At 63.3% G+C, this 16,240-nt stretch carries 8 protein-coding genes and 1 pseudogene; 4 read left to right on the top strand and 5 right to left on the bottom strand.

The features are described from left to right. Nucleotides 1–800 (bottom strand): annotated as a pseudogene (locus CO656_RS23360) (hypothetical protein); the annotation flags it as partial. 715 nt (nt 801–1,515) lie between these two features. Here CO656_RS23360 and CO656_RS23355 point away from each other — a divergent pair. From CO656_RS23355 to CO656_RS23340, 4 genes are all read left to right on the top strand, one after another. After that, a complete protein-coding gene (locus CO656_RS23355) occupies nt 1,516–3,570 on the top strand; it encodes a hypothetical protein (RefSeq protein WP_097527293.1) in 2,055 nt (684 codons plus the stop codon). Between the two features lie 30 nt (nt 3,571–3,600). After that, the gene (locus CO656_RS23350; protein ID WP_097527292.1) at nt 3,601–4,854 is read left to right on the top strand and encodes a hypothetical protein; all 1,254 of its coding nucleotides are present in this window, start codon (nt 3,601–3,603) and stop codon (nt 4,852–4,854) included. A gap of 40 nt (nt 4,855–4,894) precedes the next feature. After that, nucleotides 4,895–6,052: a UDP-galactopyranose mutase gene (gene glf, locus CO656_RS23345; protein ID WP_097527291.1), complete on the top strand. Its 1,158-nt coding sequence runs from the start codon at nt 4,895–4,897 to the stop codon at nt 6,050–6,052. Between the two features lie 398 nt (nt 6,053–6,450). Further along, a complete protein-coding gene (locus CO656_RS23340) occupies nt 6,451–13,527 on the top strand; it encodes a hypothetical protein (protein WP_097527290.1) in 7,077 nt (2,358 codons plus the stop codon). Nucleotides 13,528–13,537: 10 nt separating this feature from the next. Here the strand turns inward: CO656_RS23340 and CO656_RS23335 are convergent, their stop codons facing one another. The 4 genes from CO656_RS23335 to CO656_RS23315 all read right to left on the bottom strand — a co-directional run bounded on the left by CO656_RS23335 (nt 13,538) and on the right by CO656_RS23315 (nt 16,177). Continuing rightward, nucleotides 13,538–14,584, bottom strand: coding sequence for a GlxA family transcriptional regulator (locus CO656_RS23335; RefSeq protein ID WP_037423813.1), 1,047 nt, complete (start codon nt 14,582–14,584; stop codon nt 13,538–13,540). 443 nt (nt 14,585–15,027) lie between these two features. Next, nucleotides 15,028–15,489, bottom strand: coding sequence for a YbaK/EbsC family protein (locus CO656_RS23325; protein WP_037424097.1), 462 nt, complete (start codon nt 15,487–15,489; stop codon nt 15,028–15,030). A 79-nt stretch (nt 15,490–15,568) separates the two neighbouring features. Next, the gene (locus CO656_RS23320) at nt 15,569–15,757 is read right to left on the bottom strand and encodes a hypothetical protein (protein WP_037423818.1); all 189 of its coding nucleotides are present in this window, start codon (nt 15,755–15,757) and stop codon (nt 15,569–15,571) included. A gap of 165 nt (nt 15,758–15,922) precedes the next feature. Beyond that, nucleotides 15,923–16,177 (bottom strand): GlsB/YeaQ/YmgE family stress response membrane protein, encoded by a 255-nt coding sequence (locus tag CO656_RS23315; protein WP_037423821.1) that lies wholly within the window; start codon nt 16,175–16,177, stop codon nt 15,923–15,925. Nucleotides 16,178–16,240 lie beyond the last annotated feature (63 nt).

The following is a 16,240-nucleotide window of genomic DNA, read 5'->3' as shown; positions in this document are numbered from 1 at the left end:
TCGGAGGCGAAAGCCGCAAGCTGCGTCGAGGTGAGCGCCGCCACCTGCGCCGTGGTCAGTGCCTCGGCCTGATCGGAAGTCAGCGCTTCGATCTGTGCCGAAGTCAGCGCCGCGACGGTCTTCGAGTTGAGCGCTGCGACCTGGTCGGTGGACAGGGCGGCGATGTTGTCGGTGGAGAGCGCCTTTACCTGTGTCGAGCTCAGGACGGCGACCTGCGAAGTGCTGAGCGCGCCGATCTGGTCCGACGTGAGGGCGGCGATCTGCGTGGTCTTCAGCGCTGCAACCTGGGTGGTCTTCAGGGCAGCGGCCTGGTCGGTCGACAGTGCCGCGAGATTGTCGGTGGAGAGACCTGCCAGCGCGGTGGCGGAAATCGCTGCGACCTCGGCGGTCGAGAAGGTGGTGATATCTTCCGAGGCCAGCGCCGCGATCTGCGTCGAGGTGAGCGCGGCCACTTGCGACGTGGTCAGCGCCTCGGCCTGGTCGGACGTCAGGCCGCCGATCTGTGCCGAGCTGAGCGCCGCCACCTGCGACGTCGCCAGGCTTGCGATCTTCGCCGCATCGATGGCTGCCAGCTGGTCGAGGCTGATGCCGGCGACCGAGGTTGCGGCAATGGCGCTCAGCTGTGCGGTGGAGAAGATCGCGACATCTTCCGTATCGAGCGCCGCAATCTGGGTCGAGGAAAGCGCCTTGACCTGAGCAGTGGTCATAGCCGCGACGTCTTCCGTAGTCAGCGAGGCAACTGCGGAGGTCGAGAGATTTTTGATCTGCGTGACGCTCAGAGAAGAGATGATGGAAGTCATGGACGCGAGCCTTCAAAGTTAATCGCTTGTGGAGTTAACCCGTTGGCGCCGACCGTGCGACAAGCGCTGGGAACCCTTGAGGGTCCAAGCGCGTGATGCGTGCGACCACATGCGACGCCCGTCCACCCGGACGCGAAGACCAGCTTCGGCTGTCGAACCGTCCTGATGGGCGAATATCGGGTTGAGGGACATGGCTCGCGTGAGCCCTAGCGTTCGGAAAGCTTCATGCAGACAGGACGAGCACGTCCTATTTCCTACGCCAATGAATGAAACTTTTCCCTTGGCGGGATCGGTTTCGTCATCTTCGCCGCAGCCTCATCCGGCGGTTGCTGACTGCAGTACTCGGTTACTACGACTAGCTACGAAAGTTAAAGTTTTAGTTAACGGGCCAGGTCAAACAAAGATCGCAACGCTCGACCGAACGCCCCCGGCTGCAGACGCGACGATTCGGGTGCAGACGCACGTCCCAAGCGACGCTACACAGCGAAGCGGCCGTTCGCAATATTCAGCGAAACCTAAAATGACCTGGAGGGTCGATCCGGTCGTGGGCGCTCACGTGCCAAGCCGAGGAACCGGGCAGATGTTGGAGCAAACCCGCCCCCGCGAGTCGCAAGGAGGCGCAAGCCCAAGGCAAGCTAGTCGGGTTAATGGCCTAAAACAGCATTCGCAGATGTTCTCAGAGTCGGCCGCCAACTCGCCTGTCAGTGGGATTTCCATGACCATCTACACTCATCTTGCCTCGGATCCTGCTTCGCCGCTTGCTGGCTTCCTGGAAAGGGCGCGGCAGCAGCGGCTCCCGCTCACGGAATTGTTTCAGTTTGCAGAAAGCTTCAATGCCGCCGGGCAGAGAACACAGGCCGCCGAACTCTATAAATCCTGGATCGCCTACAACGATACCAATCCGCTGCTTCACCTCGTTTATTTCAACTACTCCGTCACGCTCAGGCAGCTGGGCGATCTCGCCGGCTCCATTCATGCGTTGCGCGCTTGCCTGAAGCTCGAACCGCGCTTCGGCCAGGGCCACATCAATCTCGGCCGCGCGCTGGAGGATGCCGGCCTGACGGGACAGGCGATCCAACAATGGCAGGTCTATTCCGAGGCGACCTCCGAGATCACGCCCGAGCGCGCTGCGCATCGGCTGATGGTTCTCCAGCATATGGGCCGTGTGCTCGAGAATGCCGGCCTCATGGAAGAGGCGGAAAACACCCTGTTGAAGGCGATCGAGCTCAGACCCGACAAGACGGAGGCCGGTCAGCATTGGACTTCGCTGCGGCAACGCCAATGCAAATGGCCGACATTGGTGCCCTCGGAGCATGTTTCGCATCGGCAACTGCTCGATGCGCTCTCGCCCTTGACCCTCGCCTGCTATGCCGACGATCCGGTCTTCCAGCTCGCCAAGGCCTATCGCTACTGCAAGTCGCTTGTCGGCCGCCCCGATTTGAGCGGCTTCCCGAAGCCTCAGCCTCGGCACAAATCCGGCACCGGGCAGACATTGCGCGTCGGCTATGTGTCCTCGGACCTGCGCGATCACGCGGTCGGCTTCGCGCTCAGCGAAGTCTTCGAGACGCACGACAAGGATAGCGTCGAGATCTATGCCTATTACTGCGGCGAAGCACGGACGGGCGACGCAACGCAGACGCGGATGATGGACGCCATCGACTGCTGGCGCGACATTTCCGCAGTCAGCGACAGCGACGCTGCAAAGCAGATCGTCGCCGACGAAATCGACATCCTCGTCGACGTCAACGGCTACACGAAGCATGCCCGCACCAGGATCTTCGCGTATCGGCCGGCCCCGGTGATCGTCAGCTTCTGCGGTTACCCAGGCACCATGGGCAGCCCCTTCCACCAATATGTCATTGCCGACGAGCAGATCATCCCGCCCGAAAACGAGATCTACTATTCGGAAAAGGTGCTGAGGATCCCGTGCAACCAGCCCGTCGACCGCAAGCGGCAGATCGCGCCGCGGCCGAGCCGGGCGGAAGCGGGGCTGCCCGAGGATGCGTTCATCTTCGCCTGCTTCAACGGCATGCAGAAGATCACCGCCGCCTGCTTCGACCGCTGGATGGCGATCCTTGCCGCGACCCCCGGCAGCTACCTCTGGCTGCTCGGTGGCGGCGACGATGTCGATCAGCGCCTCAAGCAAGCGGCCGAGCAGCGCGGCGTGTCCTCCGAGCGGCTGATCTTCGCTTCGAAGGCTCCCAATCCCAAGCATCTGGCCCGCATCGAATTGGCCGATCTCTTCCTCGACACCTTCCCCTACGGGGCGCATTCCACCGCGGGCGACGCGCTGACCATGGGATTGCCGGTGCTGACATTCCCCGGGAACGGCTTCGCATCGCGGTTCTGCTCGAGCATCGTTGCCGCGGCCGGCGTCCCGGAGCTCATCTGCGACGGACCCGACGACTTCGTCCAGAAGGCGATCGCCTTTGCGCGGGACCGTCAGGGCCTCGCCACGGTCCGCCAGGCGCTGGAGAGCCGGCGCGACGCCAGCGTATTGCGCGACATCCCGGCGCTGGTCCGGCGCCTCGAGGAACTGTTCTGGCAGATGCAGGGCGAGTGCGAGCGCGGCGAAACGCCTGTGCCCGATCTCGGCAATCTCGACATCTACTACGAGGTCGGAGCGGAGATCATGAAGGAGAACGTGGAGTTCGTCGACAGTGCCGCCTATCGGCAGCGTTATGTCGAGAAACTGGCCGAGTGGCACGCCTTTGCGCCGATCCCGTTCGACTCCCGCCTGTGGACAGCGTCGGCGGCCGGCGCGCGCTGAGCGGCACCAATTCCAGACAGTGAGGATGATATGGCTCCGGTTATACTTGTCACATTCGCAGGCCGACAGAAAAGGATGGAAATCCTCACCCGGTACATCCATTCCGCTTTGGATGCCGGGATCATAGACGAGTGGCATGTCTGGGATTTCACCCGCTCGCAGCAGGATCATGAGTGGGTCACGCGCGAATTCGGGCCCGTCCGCTACATGGGCTCCGCCGCCCCCTACCAGTCCAACGGATCGGTAGCGCTCAACCAGCCGCTGCGCCTCCGCGCGACGATCACCAACGACCTTCACATTGCCATCGTTCCGAATGGCAGCGGCGAAGACTATTTTGAACTGGTCGTCGGCGGCTGGAGCAATTCGCACTCGGTCCTGCGGAAACTGCCGCTGGGCCAGCTCAGGAGTTTCGACCGCAACGATGTACCGGCGTTGTGGAGCAGGCCCACGCCGGGCATCCTGTCGCCAGGCACCGCCAACCAGATCGTCCTCAACGTCGATGCGGACGGCGTTCCGTCGCTCCATGTCAACAATGTCGCGATCGGCCGCTGGACCGAGCTCGATCTGTCGGCCGGCGCGTCCATACTGGTCAGAGGCGGCTGGGGCGCAGATCTGGAGCTCGGCAACGTCCGCTCACGCATCCATCGTTTCGTCGGCAATCCGAACGAGCAGATGCCCTACTGGCAGGCCTATGACTACTACGCCAAGCGGCTGAAGACCTTTTCCGATTCGATATTCCTGAAATGCGATGACGACATCGTCTACATGGATCTCGCAAAGCTCAGCGACTTCATCGAATTCCGGCGAACGAATACGAAATATGTCGTCGTGTCTGCCAATGTGGTGAACAACGGCGTCTGCGCGCACTGGCAGCAGGTAGCGGGCTCCATTCCGGCAGGGGTTGGCCACTTCGAACGGCCGCCGGGCGGGTTCGGAGGAAGCCTCTGGCAGAGCGCCGAACGGGCCAACGAGCTGCACGACTATTTCCTGCAGACCAACAGCAAGCACCTGCCTTTGCCCAGCAAGGTAGTCGAATGGACCGAACGCCAATCGATCAACTTCATCGCCTGGCTAGGCAAGGACCTCGTGCACATGGCCCTGCCGAAGGGAGACGACGAGCGCGCGCTAACCGTCGACCTGCCGATGCTGCTCGAGCGGCCGACGGCGATCTATTCGGATTTCACCGTCAGCCATTTGAGCTTCGGCCCCCAGGAGCAGGGCCTGGCGCTCGACCGCCTGATCGATGCCTATGACGAGTTGATGCGCAGCGCGCTCGCCGCGTAGCACCTTCGACTAATTCAATACGGGACTGGAGCCTCTTCGAATGCGTGCAAGCGGAACAATCGGCATCGTTGGGGCGGGGTTGTCGGGTGCGGTCATCGGCCGGGAGCTGGCTGAGGCGGGCCACCAAGTCGAGATCTTCGATGCGCGCGACCATATCGCCGGAAACTGCCATACGGAGCGCGACGAAGACACCGGAGTCATGATCCATGTCTACGGTCCGCATATCTTCCACACCGACGACCGGGAGGTGTGGGACTATGTCAACGGCTTCCAGACCTTCATGCCTTACAAGAACCGCGTGAAGACGACCTCGGGGGACCAGGTCTATTCGCTGCCGGTTAATCTCCACACGATCAATCAGTTCTTCGGCAAGACCTTCAGGCCGGACGAGGCCCGCGCCTTCATCGAAGCCCAGGCGGACACCTCGATCGAGGACCCGAAAACCTTTGAAGAGCAAGCGCTTCGCTTCGTCGGCAAGGACCTCTACGAGGCCTTCTTCCAGGGGTATACGCAAAAGCAGTGGGGCTGCTCGCCGACCGAGTTGCCGGCATCCATCCTGAAACGCCTTCCGGTGCGCTTCAATTACGACGACAACTACTTCGCGCACAAATATCAGGGCATGCCGGAGAACGGCTACACGGACATGGTCGGCCGCATTCTCGACCATCCCAACATCAATGTGATCCTGAAGTCGCGGTTTGTCCGGGCGCAAAAAGACGATTTTGCGCATGTGTTCTACTCCGGCTCGCTCGACGGCTATCTGGATCACGAATTCGGCCCGTTGGGCTACCGAACGCTCGACTTCGACCGTTTCGAGTATGACGGCGATTTCCAGGGCTGCGCGGTCATGAACTACGGCGACGTCTCCGTTCCGTATACGCGGATCACCGAGCACAAGCATTTCTCGCCCTGGGAGGAGCATAGCGGCTCTGTCTGCTACCGCGAATTCTCCCGCGCATGCGGCCCTGACGACATCCCCTATTATCCAATCCGACTCGTCAGGGACAAGGAACAACTGGCACAATATGTCGAGCGTGCAAGCCGCGAAACAGCGGTCACCTTTGTCGGTCGGCTCGGCACCTATCGCTATCTCGACATGGACGTGACCATTCGTGAGGCCCTCGATACGGCGAGGCTCTACCTTGCCCGCAAGGCGGAAAATCAGCCCATGCCGGTCTTCCTGCATTCGCCGATCTGATCGGCGGTGGTGGGGCGATTGTTGTACTGGCGGAAGTGCGATTGCAGGCACTCCGATCGGCAGACGGCTGAATCTCACGATGTCCATGCGTCGCCGCCCGATCCATTCCGGCGCAACGAAGGCGTGATCGTGCTGCAGGTCAGACAGACACAAGGTTGCTGACTATGATCGGGGCAACCTGATCCCAATTGCAGCCATGAGATCGCCCATGCCGGCAGCCGGCAGTATCCCTCCCACAGCCAGCGCGGACCGCCGTCGAGCCTCCTGACGATCCGATCTCGATGGTCGCCGGAGAGGCGATGCCGGCCGTTGCTGCAAGGCCAGACTGCGGCAAGGACGGCTCTTTCGGGACGGTCGACGGCACACAGAGACTATTTAGAACCCAAGGGTTTTCACGCATGACCTCCATCGTTTCGTCCCTGAGCCCCAGCCTGATCAAATCCTATTCGACGGCGGCCGTCGCCGCCTGGACGACGGAGGATGTGGCCTCGCTGACGACGAAGCAGATCAGCGCTCTGTCTTCGGCGCAGATCGCGGCGCTGGACACGGAGGATGTCGATGTTCTCAGCTCCCGGCAGCTGAGCGCCATCTCTCCAAGCGCCATCGTGGGTTTGACGCTCGAGCAACTCGCTGTTCTCGATCAATCCGACATCGAAAGCTTCGGCACGAGCCAGGTTGCGGCCCTCACCACGACGCAGCTCGACGGTCTGTCGACGGAGCAGGCGGAGGCCTTGAGCTCGACCCAGGTCGGAGCGCTGAGCGCGCTGCAGCTCTCGGTTCTGAGCGAGGAAGATCTGGCGACCTTCTCGACCGCGGACATGGCGGCCATCGGTATCAAAGCCATAACCGGCCTTCCGACCGACGTCATCGCATCGCTTTCCACCGATCAGATTGCCGCCTTGAGCACGCGTGCGGTCGCCGCTCTGACGACCGCGCAGATCGCCGCCCTCTCCACAGATCAGATCGCCGCCTTGACCACGGCCCAGGTGGGGGCTCTGAAGGCTTCGCAGATCGACGCTTTGGGCACCGACGATATTGCCGCGCTTTCCACCGATCAGATCGCGGCGCTGAGCGCTTCGGCAATCTCGGGGCTTTCCACTAGCCAGATCGCTGTCCTATCGACCGACCAGGTCGAGGCGCTGACCGTCTCACAGGTGAAGGCACTGACAGCCCCGCAGCTCGGATCGCTGGAGACGGACGCCATAGCGACATTCTCGACCGCCGAAATCGCGGCGATCAACAAGGCCGTATGGGGCCTGACCACGGACGCCATTGCTGCGCTCTCCACCGCCCAGGTTGCCGCCTTGAACGCGACCGCGGTCGCAAGCCTGACGACCGCGCAGGTGGCCGCCCTGTCGACCGACCAGGCCGAGGCGATGTCCGCCCTGCAGGTGAAGGCGCTCAATTCGAGACAGCTTGCGGCGCTCGGCACGGACGGCTTCGCGACATTCTCGACTGCCGAAATCGCGGCGATCTCCAACCTCGCCATCAAGGGCGTGGGCACGGAAGCGATCGCCGCCCTTTCGACCGCTCAGGTCGCGGCGCTGAGCACGAGTGCGATCTCGGGCCTGACGACCGCACAGAGCGACGCCTTGACCTCCGACCAGCTCGCGGTGCTTTCGGCAGCACAGCTGAGGACATTGAGTTCGGCGCAGGTCGCCGCCCTCGGCACGGACAACCTCGAGGCTCTGTCGACGGACCAGGTGGCGGCGCTCAGCACCAAGGGCGTCATGGGCCTGACGACCGATATGATCGCCGCCCTGACGACCGGCCAGCTCGAAGCGCTGTCGGTGACGCAGGTGAAGGCGCTGAACGCCAAGCAGATTGCGGCGCTCGGCGCGGAGGGGGTTGCCACATTCTCGACCGGCGACATCGCGGCGATCAGCAACAAAGCCATTTTAGGTTTGGACGCCGATGTCATCGCGTCCCTCTCCACCGATCAGATCGCCGCGCTCAGCACGAGTACGGTCGCCAGCCTGACGAGCGCTCAGATCGCCGCCCTGTCGACCGAGCAGGCGGAGGCTTTTTCCGTATCCCAGGTGAAAGCGCTGAGCTCGGTGCAGCTTGCTGCACTCGGGGAAGACGGCATAGCCATGTTCTCGACCGCCGAAATCGCGGCGATCACCAGCAAAGGCATGCCAGGCGTCAGCGCGGTCGCCATTGCAGCGCTTTCCACCGCTCAGATAGCGGCGCTCAGCACGACTGCGGTCGCCAGCCTGACGACCGCTCAGATCGCCGCCCTGTCGACCGACCAGGCCGCGGCCTTTTCCACCGCGCAGCTCAAAGCTTTGAGCTCGACCCAGATTGCCGCCTTAAGCACCGACAATGTCGCGGCTTTGACCACGATGCAGGTTGCCGCGCTCGGCACGAAAGCCGTCGCCGGCCTTTCCGCCGGCCAGATAGAAGCCCTGTCCTCAGATCAGGTTGCGGCTCTCTCCTCTGCGCAGGTTGCCGCCCTCGGCTCCGACCAGCTCGCGGCCCTCAGTGCGGAGGACATAGGGGCATTCTCGACCGCCGATATCGCCGCGATCAGCTCGAGCGCCGTTGCGGGGCTGACGGAAGATCTCATCGGAGCCCTCACCACGAACCAGGTCATGGCGCTGAGCACGAAGGGGATCGCTCGCCTCAGCACCGATCAGATCGACGCCCTCTCCAGCGGTCAGATCGCCGCCCTTTCCACCACACAGGTAGCCGTTCTGAGCTCCACCCAACTCTCTGCCCTGGAGCCAGAGGATATCGCAAGCTTCTCGACCGCCGATATCGCTTCGATCGGCTCCAAGGCCATATCCGGCCTGTCGGGGGATGTTGTGGCCGCCCTGTCCTCCACGCAGATTGCCGCGCTGAGCACGGCAGCGATTGCGGGTTTGAGCACGGACCAGATGGCGACGCTGAGCTCCGACCAGGTCGCTGCCTTGAGTACCAAACAGGTTGCGGCGCTGAAATCGACGCAGGTCGCCGCCCTGAGCACGGAGACCGTCGCTGCCTTGTCCTCAGACCTGATCGCCGCGCTCAGCACTGCCGGCATCAACGAGCTGACAACCGACCAGGTCGAGGCCCTTTCGACGGACCAGATCGTGGCGCTGAGCACCAAGCAGGTTGCCGCGCTGAGCTCGGCGCAAATCGCCGCGCTGGACACCAGCGATATTGCGACGTTCTCGACCGACCAGATCGCGGCGTTGAGCACGGCCGCGATCACCGGGCTGAGCACCAAGCAGATCGATGCCCTGAGCACCGACCAGATGGAAGCCCTGACCGCGGCACAGGTCGGCGCGCTGAGCTCGTCGCAGCTGGGGGCGCTCGGAACGGAAGACATAGCGGTGTTCTCGACCAAGGACATCGCGGCGATCAGCGCAAGTGCGATGGCCGGACTGTCCACGGCCGTCGTGGCCGCCCTTTCCACCGACGAGATCGCTCTGCTGAGCACCGCCGGCATTGCCGGCCTCAGCGGCACGCAGCTGAACGTGCTCAGCACCGATCAGCTCGCCGCCTTGAGCACCAAGCAGGTCGCCGCGCTCGGTTCGGCACAGGTCGCCGCCTTGGGCACGAGCGACCTTGCGGCTCTCTCGACCGATCAGATCGCCGCCCTGAGCACGGCGGCGATCACCGGGCTGACCACAAAGCAGCTCATTGCCTTGAGCACCGGTCAAGTGGAAGCCCTGTCGTCGACACAGGTGGGCGCTTTGAGCGCGACGCAGATCGAAGTGCTGGCGGCGGAAGATATTGCGGTCTTTTCGACCAAGGACATCGCGGCAATCAGTTCCGATGCCGTGTCCAGCCTCTCCACGACCGCCGTCGCGGCGCTTTCCACCGCTCAGGTCGCCGCTCTGAGCACGGCTGGCATTGCCGGCCTGAGCAGTGCACAGGTCTACGCGCTCGGCACCGATCAGCTCGCCGCCCTGAGCACCAAGCAGATTGCCGCCTTGAGTTCGGCGCACGTCACCGCTTTGGGCACCAGCGATATCCAGATGCTTTCGACCGATCAGATCGAAGCCTTGAATACCGCTGCCGTTGCCGGACTGACCACCAAGCAGCTCGCCGCCTTGAGCACCGATCAGGTGGAGGCGCTGACCGCGTCCCAGGTTGGCGCCCTGAGCTCGACGCAGCTTGCCGCCCTCGGCACGGAGGACGTGGCGGTCTTCTCGGCCAAGGACATGGCGGCCATCGGCTCGAGCGCCATAGCGGGGCTTTCCACGGTTGCCATCGCTTCCCTCTCGACCGAGCAGATCGCGGCCCTGAGCGCCGCTGCCGTCGCGGGACTGACGACCAAGCAGATGGCTGTCCTGAGTTCCGACCAGATCGGCGCCCTGTCGACCGAGCAGCTCAGCGGCTTGACGTCCCAGCAAATCGCCGCCCTTGATGCAGACGACATCAAGGCACTCTCCGTCGACGACGTCGCGGCGATTGGCGCCGATCTCATTTCCGCTCTGTCGACCGATGTCATCGCTGCCTTCTCCACCGATCAGATCGCCGCCTTGAGTACGGATGCCGTTGCGGCGCTGAGCACAAAGCAGGTCGATGCCCTGAGCACCGATCAGCTTGCCGCCCTGACCACGGCCCAGGTCGGAGCGCTCACCTCCAGGCAGGTCGATGCCTTGAGCACGGACGACGTCGCGACGCTCTCGGCCGACCAGATCGCCGCCCTGAGCGCGGCCGGTGTTGTCGGCCTCAGCACCGCGGACATCGCCATCTTGAGCTCGGGCCAGGTCGATGCCCTGACGGCGACCCAGATCGCCGCTCTCGGCTCGAAGCAGATCGCCGCCTTGAGTTCGGAGGACATAGCGGGCTTTTCGACCGCGGAAATTGCGGCGCTCAGTTCGAGCGCCATAGCCGGCTTGTCCACCGATACGATTGCGGCACTTTCGGCGGAGCAGATCGCCGCCTTCAGCACGGACGGCGTCGCCGGTCTTACCACCGCCCAGTTCAATGTGTTGAGCACCGAACAGCTCGCGGCGCTTTCGACCGAACAGGTGGCGGCGCTTACCTCCAAGCAGGTTGCGGTGCTCGGCACCGACGACCTGGCGGCGCTTTCGGCGGACCAGGTTGCCGCGCTCGGCACGGCCGGCATTGCGACCCTTTCCACCGCACAGATCGATGCGTTGAGCGCCGAACAGCTCGAAGCCCTGACCACCAGCCAGGTGGCGGCGCTGAGTTCGACGCAAATCGCCGCCTTGAGCACCGACGACCTTGCGAACTTCTCCACCGCAGATATCGCGGCGATCAGTTCGGACGCCGTCGCGGGGCTGTCCACGGCCACGATCGCGGCGCTCTCGGCGGACCAGATCGCCGCCCTGAGCGCGGCCGGAATTGCCGATCTTTCCACCGCCCAGATCAGTGCGCTGAGCGCCGACCAGCTCGAGGCCCTGTCGACCGACCAGATCGCGGCGCTCAGCTCCAAGCAGGTGGCGGCGCTCGGCACCGACGACATAGCGGCGCTTACGACGAAACAGATTGCCGCGCTGAGCACGGCCGGCGTTGCGGCTCTTTCCACGGCGCACATCCAGGCACTGAGCGCCGATCAGCTCGAGGCTCTGACCACCGCGCAAGTCGCGGTGATGAGTTCGACGCAGATTGCGGCGCTGAGCACGGACGATCTGGAGAATTTTTCGAGCGCGGATATCGGCGCGATCGGTTCGAGCGCCGTAGCGGGACTGTCCACCGACACGCTGGCGGCGCTTTCGGCGGACCAGATCGCCGCCTTGAGCGCAGCCGGCGTCGCCGGTCTTTCCACGGCCCAGATCCAGGCTTTGAGCACCAGCCAGCTCGAGGCGCTTTCGACCGACCAGATCGCCGCGCTCAGCTCCAAACAGATGGCGGTGCTGGGAACGGACGACATTGCCACTCTCTCCACGGATCAGATTGCCGCCCTGGATACAGCTGCAATTGCCGGCCTTTCCACCGCCCATATCGACGTGCTGAATGCCGATCAGCTCGAGGCCATGACCTCCGCCCAGGTCGCGGTGATGAGTTCGACGCAGATCGCCGCACTGAGCACGGACGATCTGGAGACCTTCTCGACGGACGATATCGCGTCGATCAGTTCGCGTGCGGTGGCGGGACTGTCCACCGACATGATCGCGGCGCTTTCGGAGGATCAGATCGCGGCGCTCGGCACCGGTGGCATCGCGGGCCTTTCCACGGCCCAGATCAACGCCTTGAACACCGACCAGGTCGAGGCTCTCACCTCGCTCCAGATTGCCGCACTGAGTTCCAAACAGATCGCCGTCCTAGGCACGGATGATCTGGAGACCTTCTCGACGGAGGAAATAGCGGCGATCAGTTCTACTGCCGTCTTGGGGCTGTCCACCGACACGATCGCTGCGCTTTCGGTCGATCAGATCGGGGCCCTGAGCTCGGCCGGCATATCCGGCCTTTCCACCGCCCAGATCAATGCACTGAGCACCGACCAGATCGCGGGACTGTCGACGGCGCAGATCGGCGGTCTCGGCTCCAAGCAGGTGGCGGCACTGAGCACCGACGACCTCGCGGTACTCTCCACCGCACAGATTGCCGCGCTGAGCACGGCGGGTATTGCCGGCCTCGGCAGTGATCAGGTGAGTGCCTTGAGCGACGATCAGGTCGAGGCCCTTACCACCGTCCAGATCGCCGCCATGAGCTCGGATGCGCTGTCGGGGCTGAGCACGGGTGACCTGGAAGGCTTCTCCGCCGACGAGCTCGCGGCGATCAGCTCGGCCGCCATCAGCGGACTGCCCACGGAATTCATCGCTGGCCTCTCCACCGCCGAGATTGCCGCCCTGGGCACCGCCAGCATCGCCGGCCTGAGCAGCGCCCAGATCGGAGCCATGAGCGCCGAGCAGATCGATGCGCTGTCCACGGATCAGATTGCCGCCTTGAGCGCGGAGGGGCTTGCGGGCCTCACCACCGAGGACCTCGCAACCTTCTCGACCGAGGAGCTGCAGGCGATCAGCGCGGCGGCCATAAAGGGATTGTCCACGAGTTTTGTCGCAGCGCTCTCCACGGACGAGATCGCAGCCTTGAGAGCAAGCCAGGTCGGCTCGCTGAGCTACAACCAGATGGCGGCGCTGAGCTCTGCCCAGATCGCCACCTTGTCCACCGCGCAGATCGGCGCCCTCAACGCCATACAGGCGGCGGCCCTGGGCACGGAAGACATAGCTCTCTTCTCCACTGATCATATAGCCGCCTTGAGCACCAGCGCGATATCGGGGCTGAGTACGCGGGTCGTCGCCGCCTTGAAGACCGACCAGGCGGAGGCTTTGACGTCGTTGCAGGTCAGCGCGATGACCTCGGCGCAGGTCGCGGCATTGGAGACCGAGGATCTGGCAACTTTCTCGGCGGAAGATGTCTCCTCGTTCAGTTCATCCGGTGTCGCGGGGCTGTCCACGGACGACATCTCGAACCTGTCAAGCACCCAGCTGAACGCCCTGGTGGACTCCCAGATGGACGCCCTGAACTCCGATCAGATAGCGGCAGTGATTGCGGCCTACCTCGCGACCTAAATTAAAGCATTTAGCCTTTTCGGCCTGGCGCGCCGCGGGCGGCAGCGAGTTGCTTGCGTGCCGCCGCCGGCGTGATCGAGAAGGCCTTGCGGAACTTGCGAATGAAGTGAGAGACGTTCTCGAAGCCGGTTTCGAGCGCGATCTCGATCAGCGGTTTGTCGGTGGACGCGACGAGGCGCATCGCCGCGTCGAGGCGGAGCTTCAGATAGACGGATATCGGCGTCGCCCCGAGCTCGTTCTGGAACAGGCGCTCGAGCTGCCGGCGCGATATGCCGAGGACATTGGCCACGTCGTCGATGCCGATCAGATCTTCGAGATGCTGCTCCATGACCATCAGCGCGAGGCTGATCCGCTTGTCCTGCACCGGAACGGGGCCGAGCGGATTGCGCGGCTGCATTTCGCTCGCCTCGCGGCGACGGGTGATCTGCATGATTTCGAGCGCATTGCGTTCGGCGTCTTCGCCGACATGTTTCCTGATCAGGTAGGTCGCGAGATCGGCGACGCTGCTGCCGCCGGCGCAGGTGATGATATTGCCGTCCTCGACGAAGATCCGGTTCGAGGTGACCTCGATCGCCGGGAAGCGGCCGCGGAATTCGTTGTGATGAAGCCAGCTCACGCAGGCGGCATGGCCGTCGAGCACACCGGCTTCGGCGAGAACGAAGCTTCCCGTACAAACGCCGATGATCGGCACGCCGGCGCGCGCGGCGCGGTGGAGATAGTCGGTCGTTTCCCGGTCCAGCGGTTCGGCGACGTTGAGCCGTCCGCCAACGACGGCGATATAGCTAAACTCCGTCGGCGGCCGCAGTGGCGCGGTCGGCGCCACCTGGATGCCGCAACTCGACATGACGAAGTTCCTCGTGCTGCCGAGCACTTCCCAGTCGCAGTTGACGCGCCCCGACTTGTCCTCCACGTCGCTTCCCAGGCGAAGCGCATCGACGAAGAGCGAGAAGGCGCTAAGCGTGAAGCTGCGCGCCAGAATGAATCCGACACGCAGCACGCCCTTGTCCTTGAGGGGCTTTCCGGCGGCTGCCGATGTTTCCGTGAGGGCCGTTCGCAACGTCGCGCTGTTCCGTACCGATCCGGTCGGGGAATGCCCACCGGCTCCCGACCGTCAGGCGCGTCTCGGGACGCGCCTTCAAAGTTTGAATCCGCTTCTATTCGGCAATTATCCCGCAAGCAACGGTCCGGGTAAATGCTTTCCTTCGCATCTGGAACAAGGGGGCTAATCCGCATTGACAGGATGACTTATTAACCAACTTGTCGGAAAATTCTTAATGTCGATGGGAGGGATCGGCACGCCGGTTGTCGGCGACGGGCCGTCAAGTTGCGCCTTCGCTTATTCCCATTGGAAGCGGGGCAAGGGTCAACGCAGATGACAATGCACATGATGAAGGTGCTTTTGAGCCTCATGGCCGCGCTTTCGTTCGGCTCGCTCATGGTCCTAATCGCCGTTTTATAGGATCGCATGCTGGCCGCATCTCGGTCGCCGCGGCCGGAAGGTCAGGTCTCCGACACGTCGATCCATTCCGCGCCGGTCAGCTCCGCCATGCGCTGCGGGCTGATGTGGACGGCCGCGTTGATTGCGCCGGCAGCGGGCACGACGACGTCGAATGCCTTCAAGGATTCATCGCAATAGACCGTATGCGGCTTCACAAGGCCGAAGGGGCAGACGCCGCCGACCGGATGGCCGGTCTCGGCTTCGACCTCGCCGAAGCCGAGCATGCGCGCCTTGGTGCCGAAGCGGGCCTTGTATTTCCTGTTGTCGAGACGGGCGTCGCCGCGGGTGACGATCAGGATCACGTCGTCGCCGACGCGAAGCGCCAGCGTCTTGGCGATCTGTGCCGGCTCGACCCCGTGCCCCTCGGCCGCAAGCGCCACCGTGGCGGTGCTCTGCGGGAGCTCGATGACGTCGATGTCGGGGGCGTGCTCGGAAAAGAACTCTTTGACGGAGGTCAGGGTCATCGAAAGGCCGGTGCTGCGATCTGAAAAAAGGATATCCGCGGCGAATGCGGCCGACGGTCTGCTGAGGAAGGGGAATGTTTCAGTCGTCGTTCGACGCGTCAAGTTCTTCCGGACGCAAACCCTCCTGTTGCGGCGGCAGGTAGCCGTGGCTTGCAAACCAGTTTTCGAGAATCGTGGAGATCGCGTCCTGGCGCGTCAAGGCGGCGGGATGATCGCTCATGTAGGATTGCAGCGCGGTTTCGATCTTTTCCGCATAGAACTCGGTCATCTTTCCCTCCGCAGCTTCATCGAGTGGCGATCCGCGGCTCTTACGCGGATCGCTCCAGCGCCCCGTCAGCCGGACAAGGATCGCCGTGGCACTTGTCATTGCTGAATGATTTTGTCCTCAAACCGGTTCCGATGGTAGGTGAATCCCGCGTCGGAAATCGCCATTTCAGGCCTGTTTGACGATCCGGATCAGCACCAGCAGGATGACCGCGCCGATGGTCGAATGGAGGATTGCAGCGAGGATGCCCGTGCCGAGCGTAATGCCGACGGCCGGAAACAGATAGCCGGCAATCAGCGCGCCGATGACGCCGATCACGATGTTGCCAAGCAGGCCGAAGCCGAAGCCGCTGACGATCAGGCCAGCGAGCCAGCCGGCGACGGCGCCGACGATCAGAAATACCAGAATGCTTTCAATGCCCATCAATGCTTCCTTTCGGTTGTAGCTGCAGGAAACATAGCTCATCCCTTGCGGGCAGATAGGGGA

Source organism: Sinorhizobium sp. FG01 (genome assembly GCF_002531875.1).
Lineage (GTDB): Bacteria > Pseudomonadota > Alphaproteobacteria > Rhizobiales > Rhizobiaceae > Sinorhizobium > Sinorhizobium fredii_C.
Note: the sequence above shows the minus strand (reverse complement) of the source record. Positions and strands in the feature narration are given on the sequence as shown.

Coding starts and splice junctions, on each gene's coding strand:
- CO656_RS23355 (WP_097527293.1), top strand. CDS start 1,516: ATGACCATCTACACTCATCTTGCCTCGGATCCTGCTTCGCCGCTTGCT.
- CO656_RS23350 (WP_097527292.1), top strand. CDS start 3,601: ATGGCTCCGGTTATACTTGTCACATTCGCAGGCCGACAGAAAAGGATG.
- glf (WP_097527291.1), top strand. CDS start 4,895: ATGCGTGCAAGCGGAACAATCGGCATCGTTGGGGCGGGGTTGTCGGGT.
- CO656_RS23340 (WP_097527290.1), top strand. CDS start 6,451: ATGACCTCCATCGTTTCGTCCCTGAGCCCCAGCCTGATCAAATCCTAT.
- CO656_RS23325 (WP_037424097.1), bottom strand. CDS start 15,489: ATGACCCTGACCTCCGTCAAAGAGTTCTTTTCCGAGCACGCCCCCGAC.
- CO656_RS23320 (WP_037423818.1), bottom strand. CDS start 15,757: ATGACCGAGTTCTATGCGGAAAAGATCGAAACCGCGCTGCAATCCTAC.
- CO656_RS23315 (WP_037423821.1), bottom strand. CDS start 16,177: ATGGGCATTGAAAGCATTCTGGTATTTCTGATCGTCGGCGCCGTCGCC.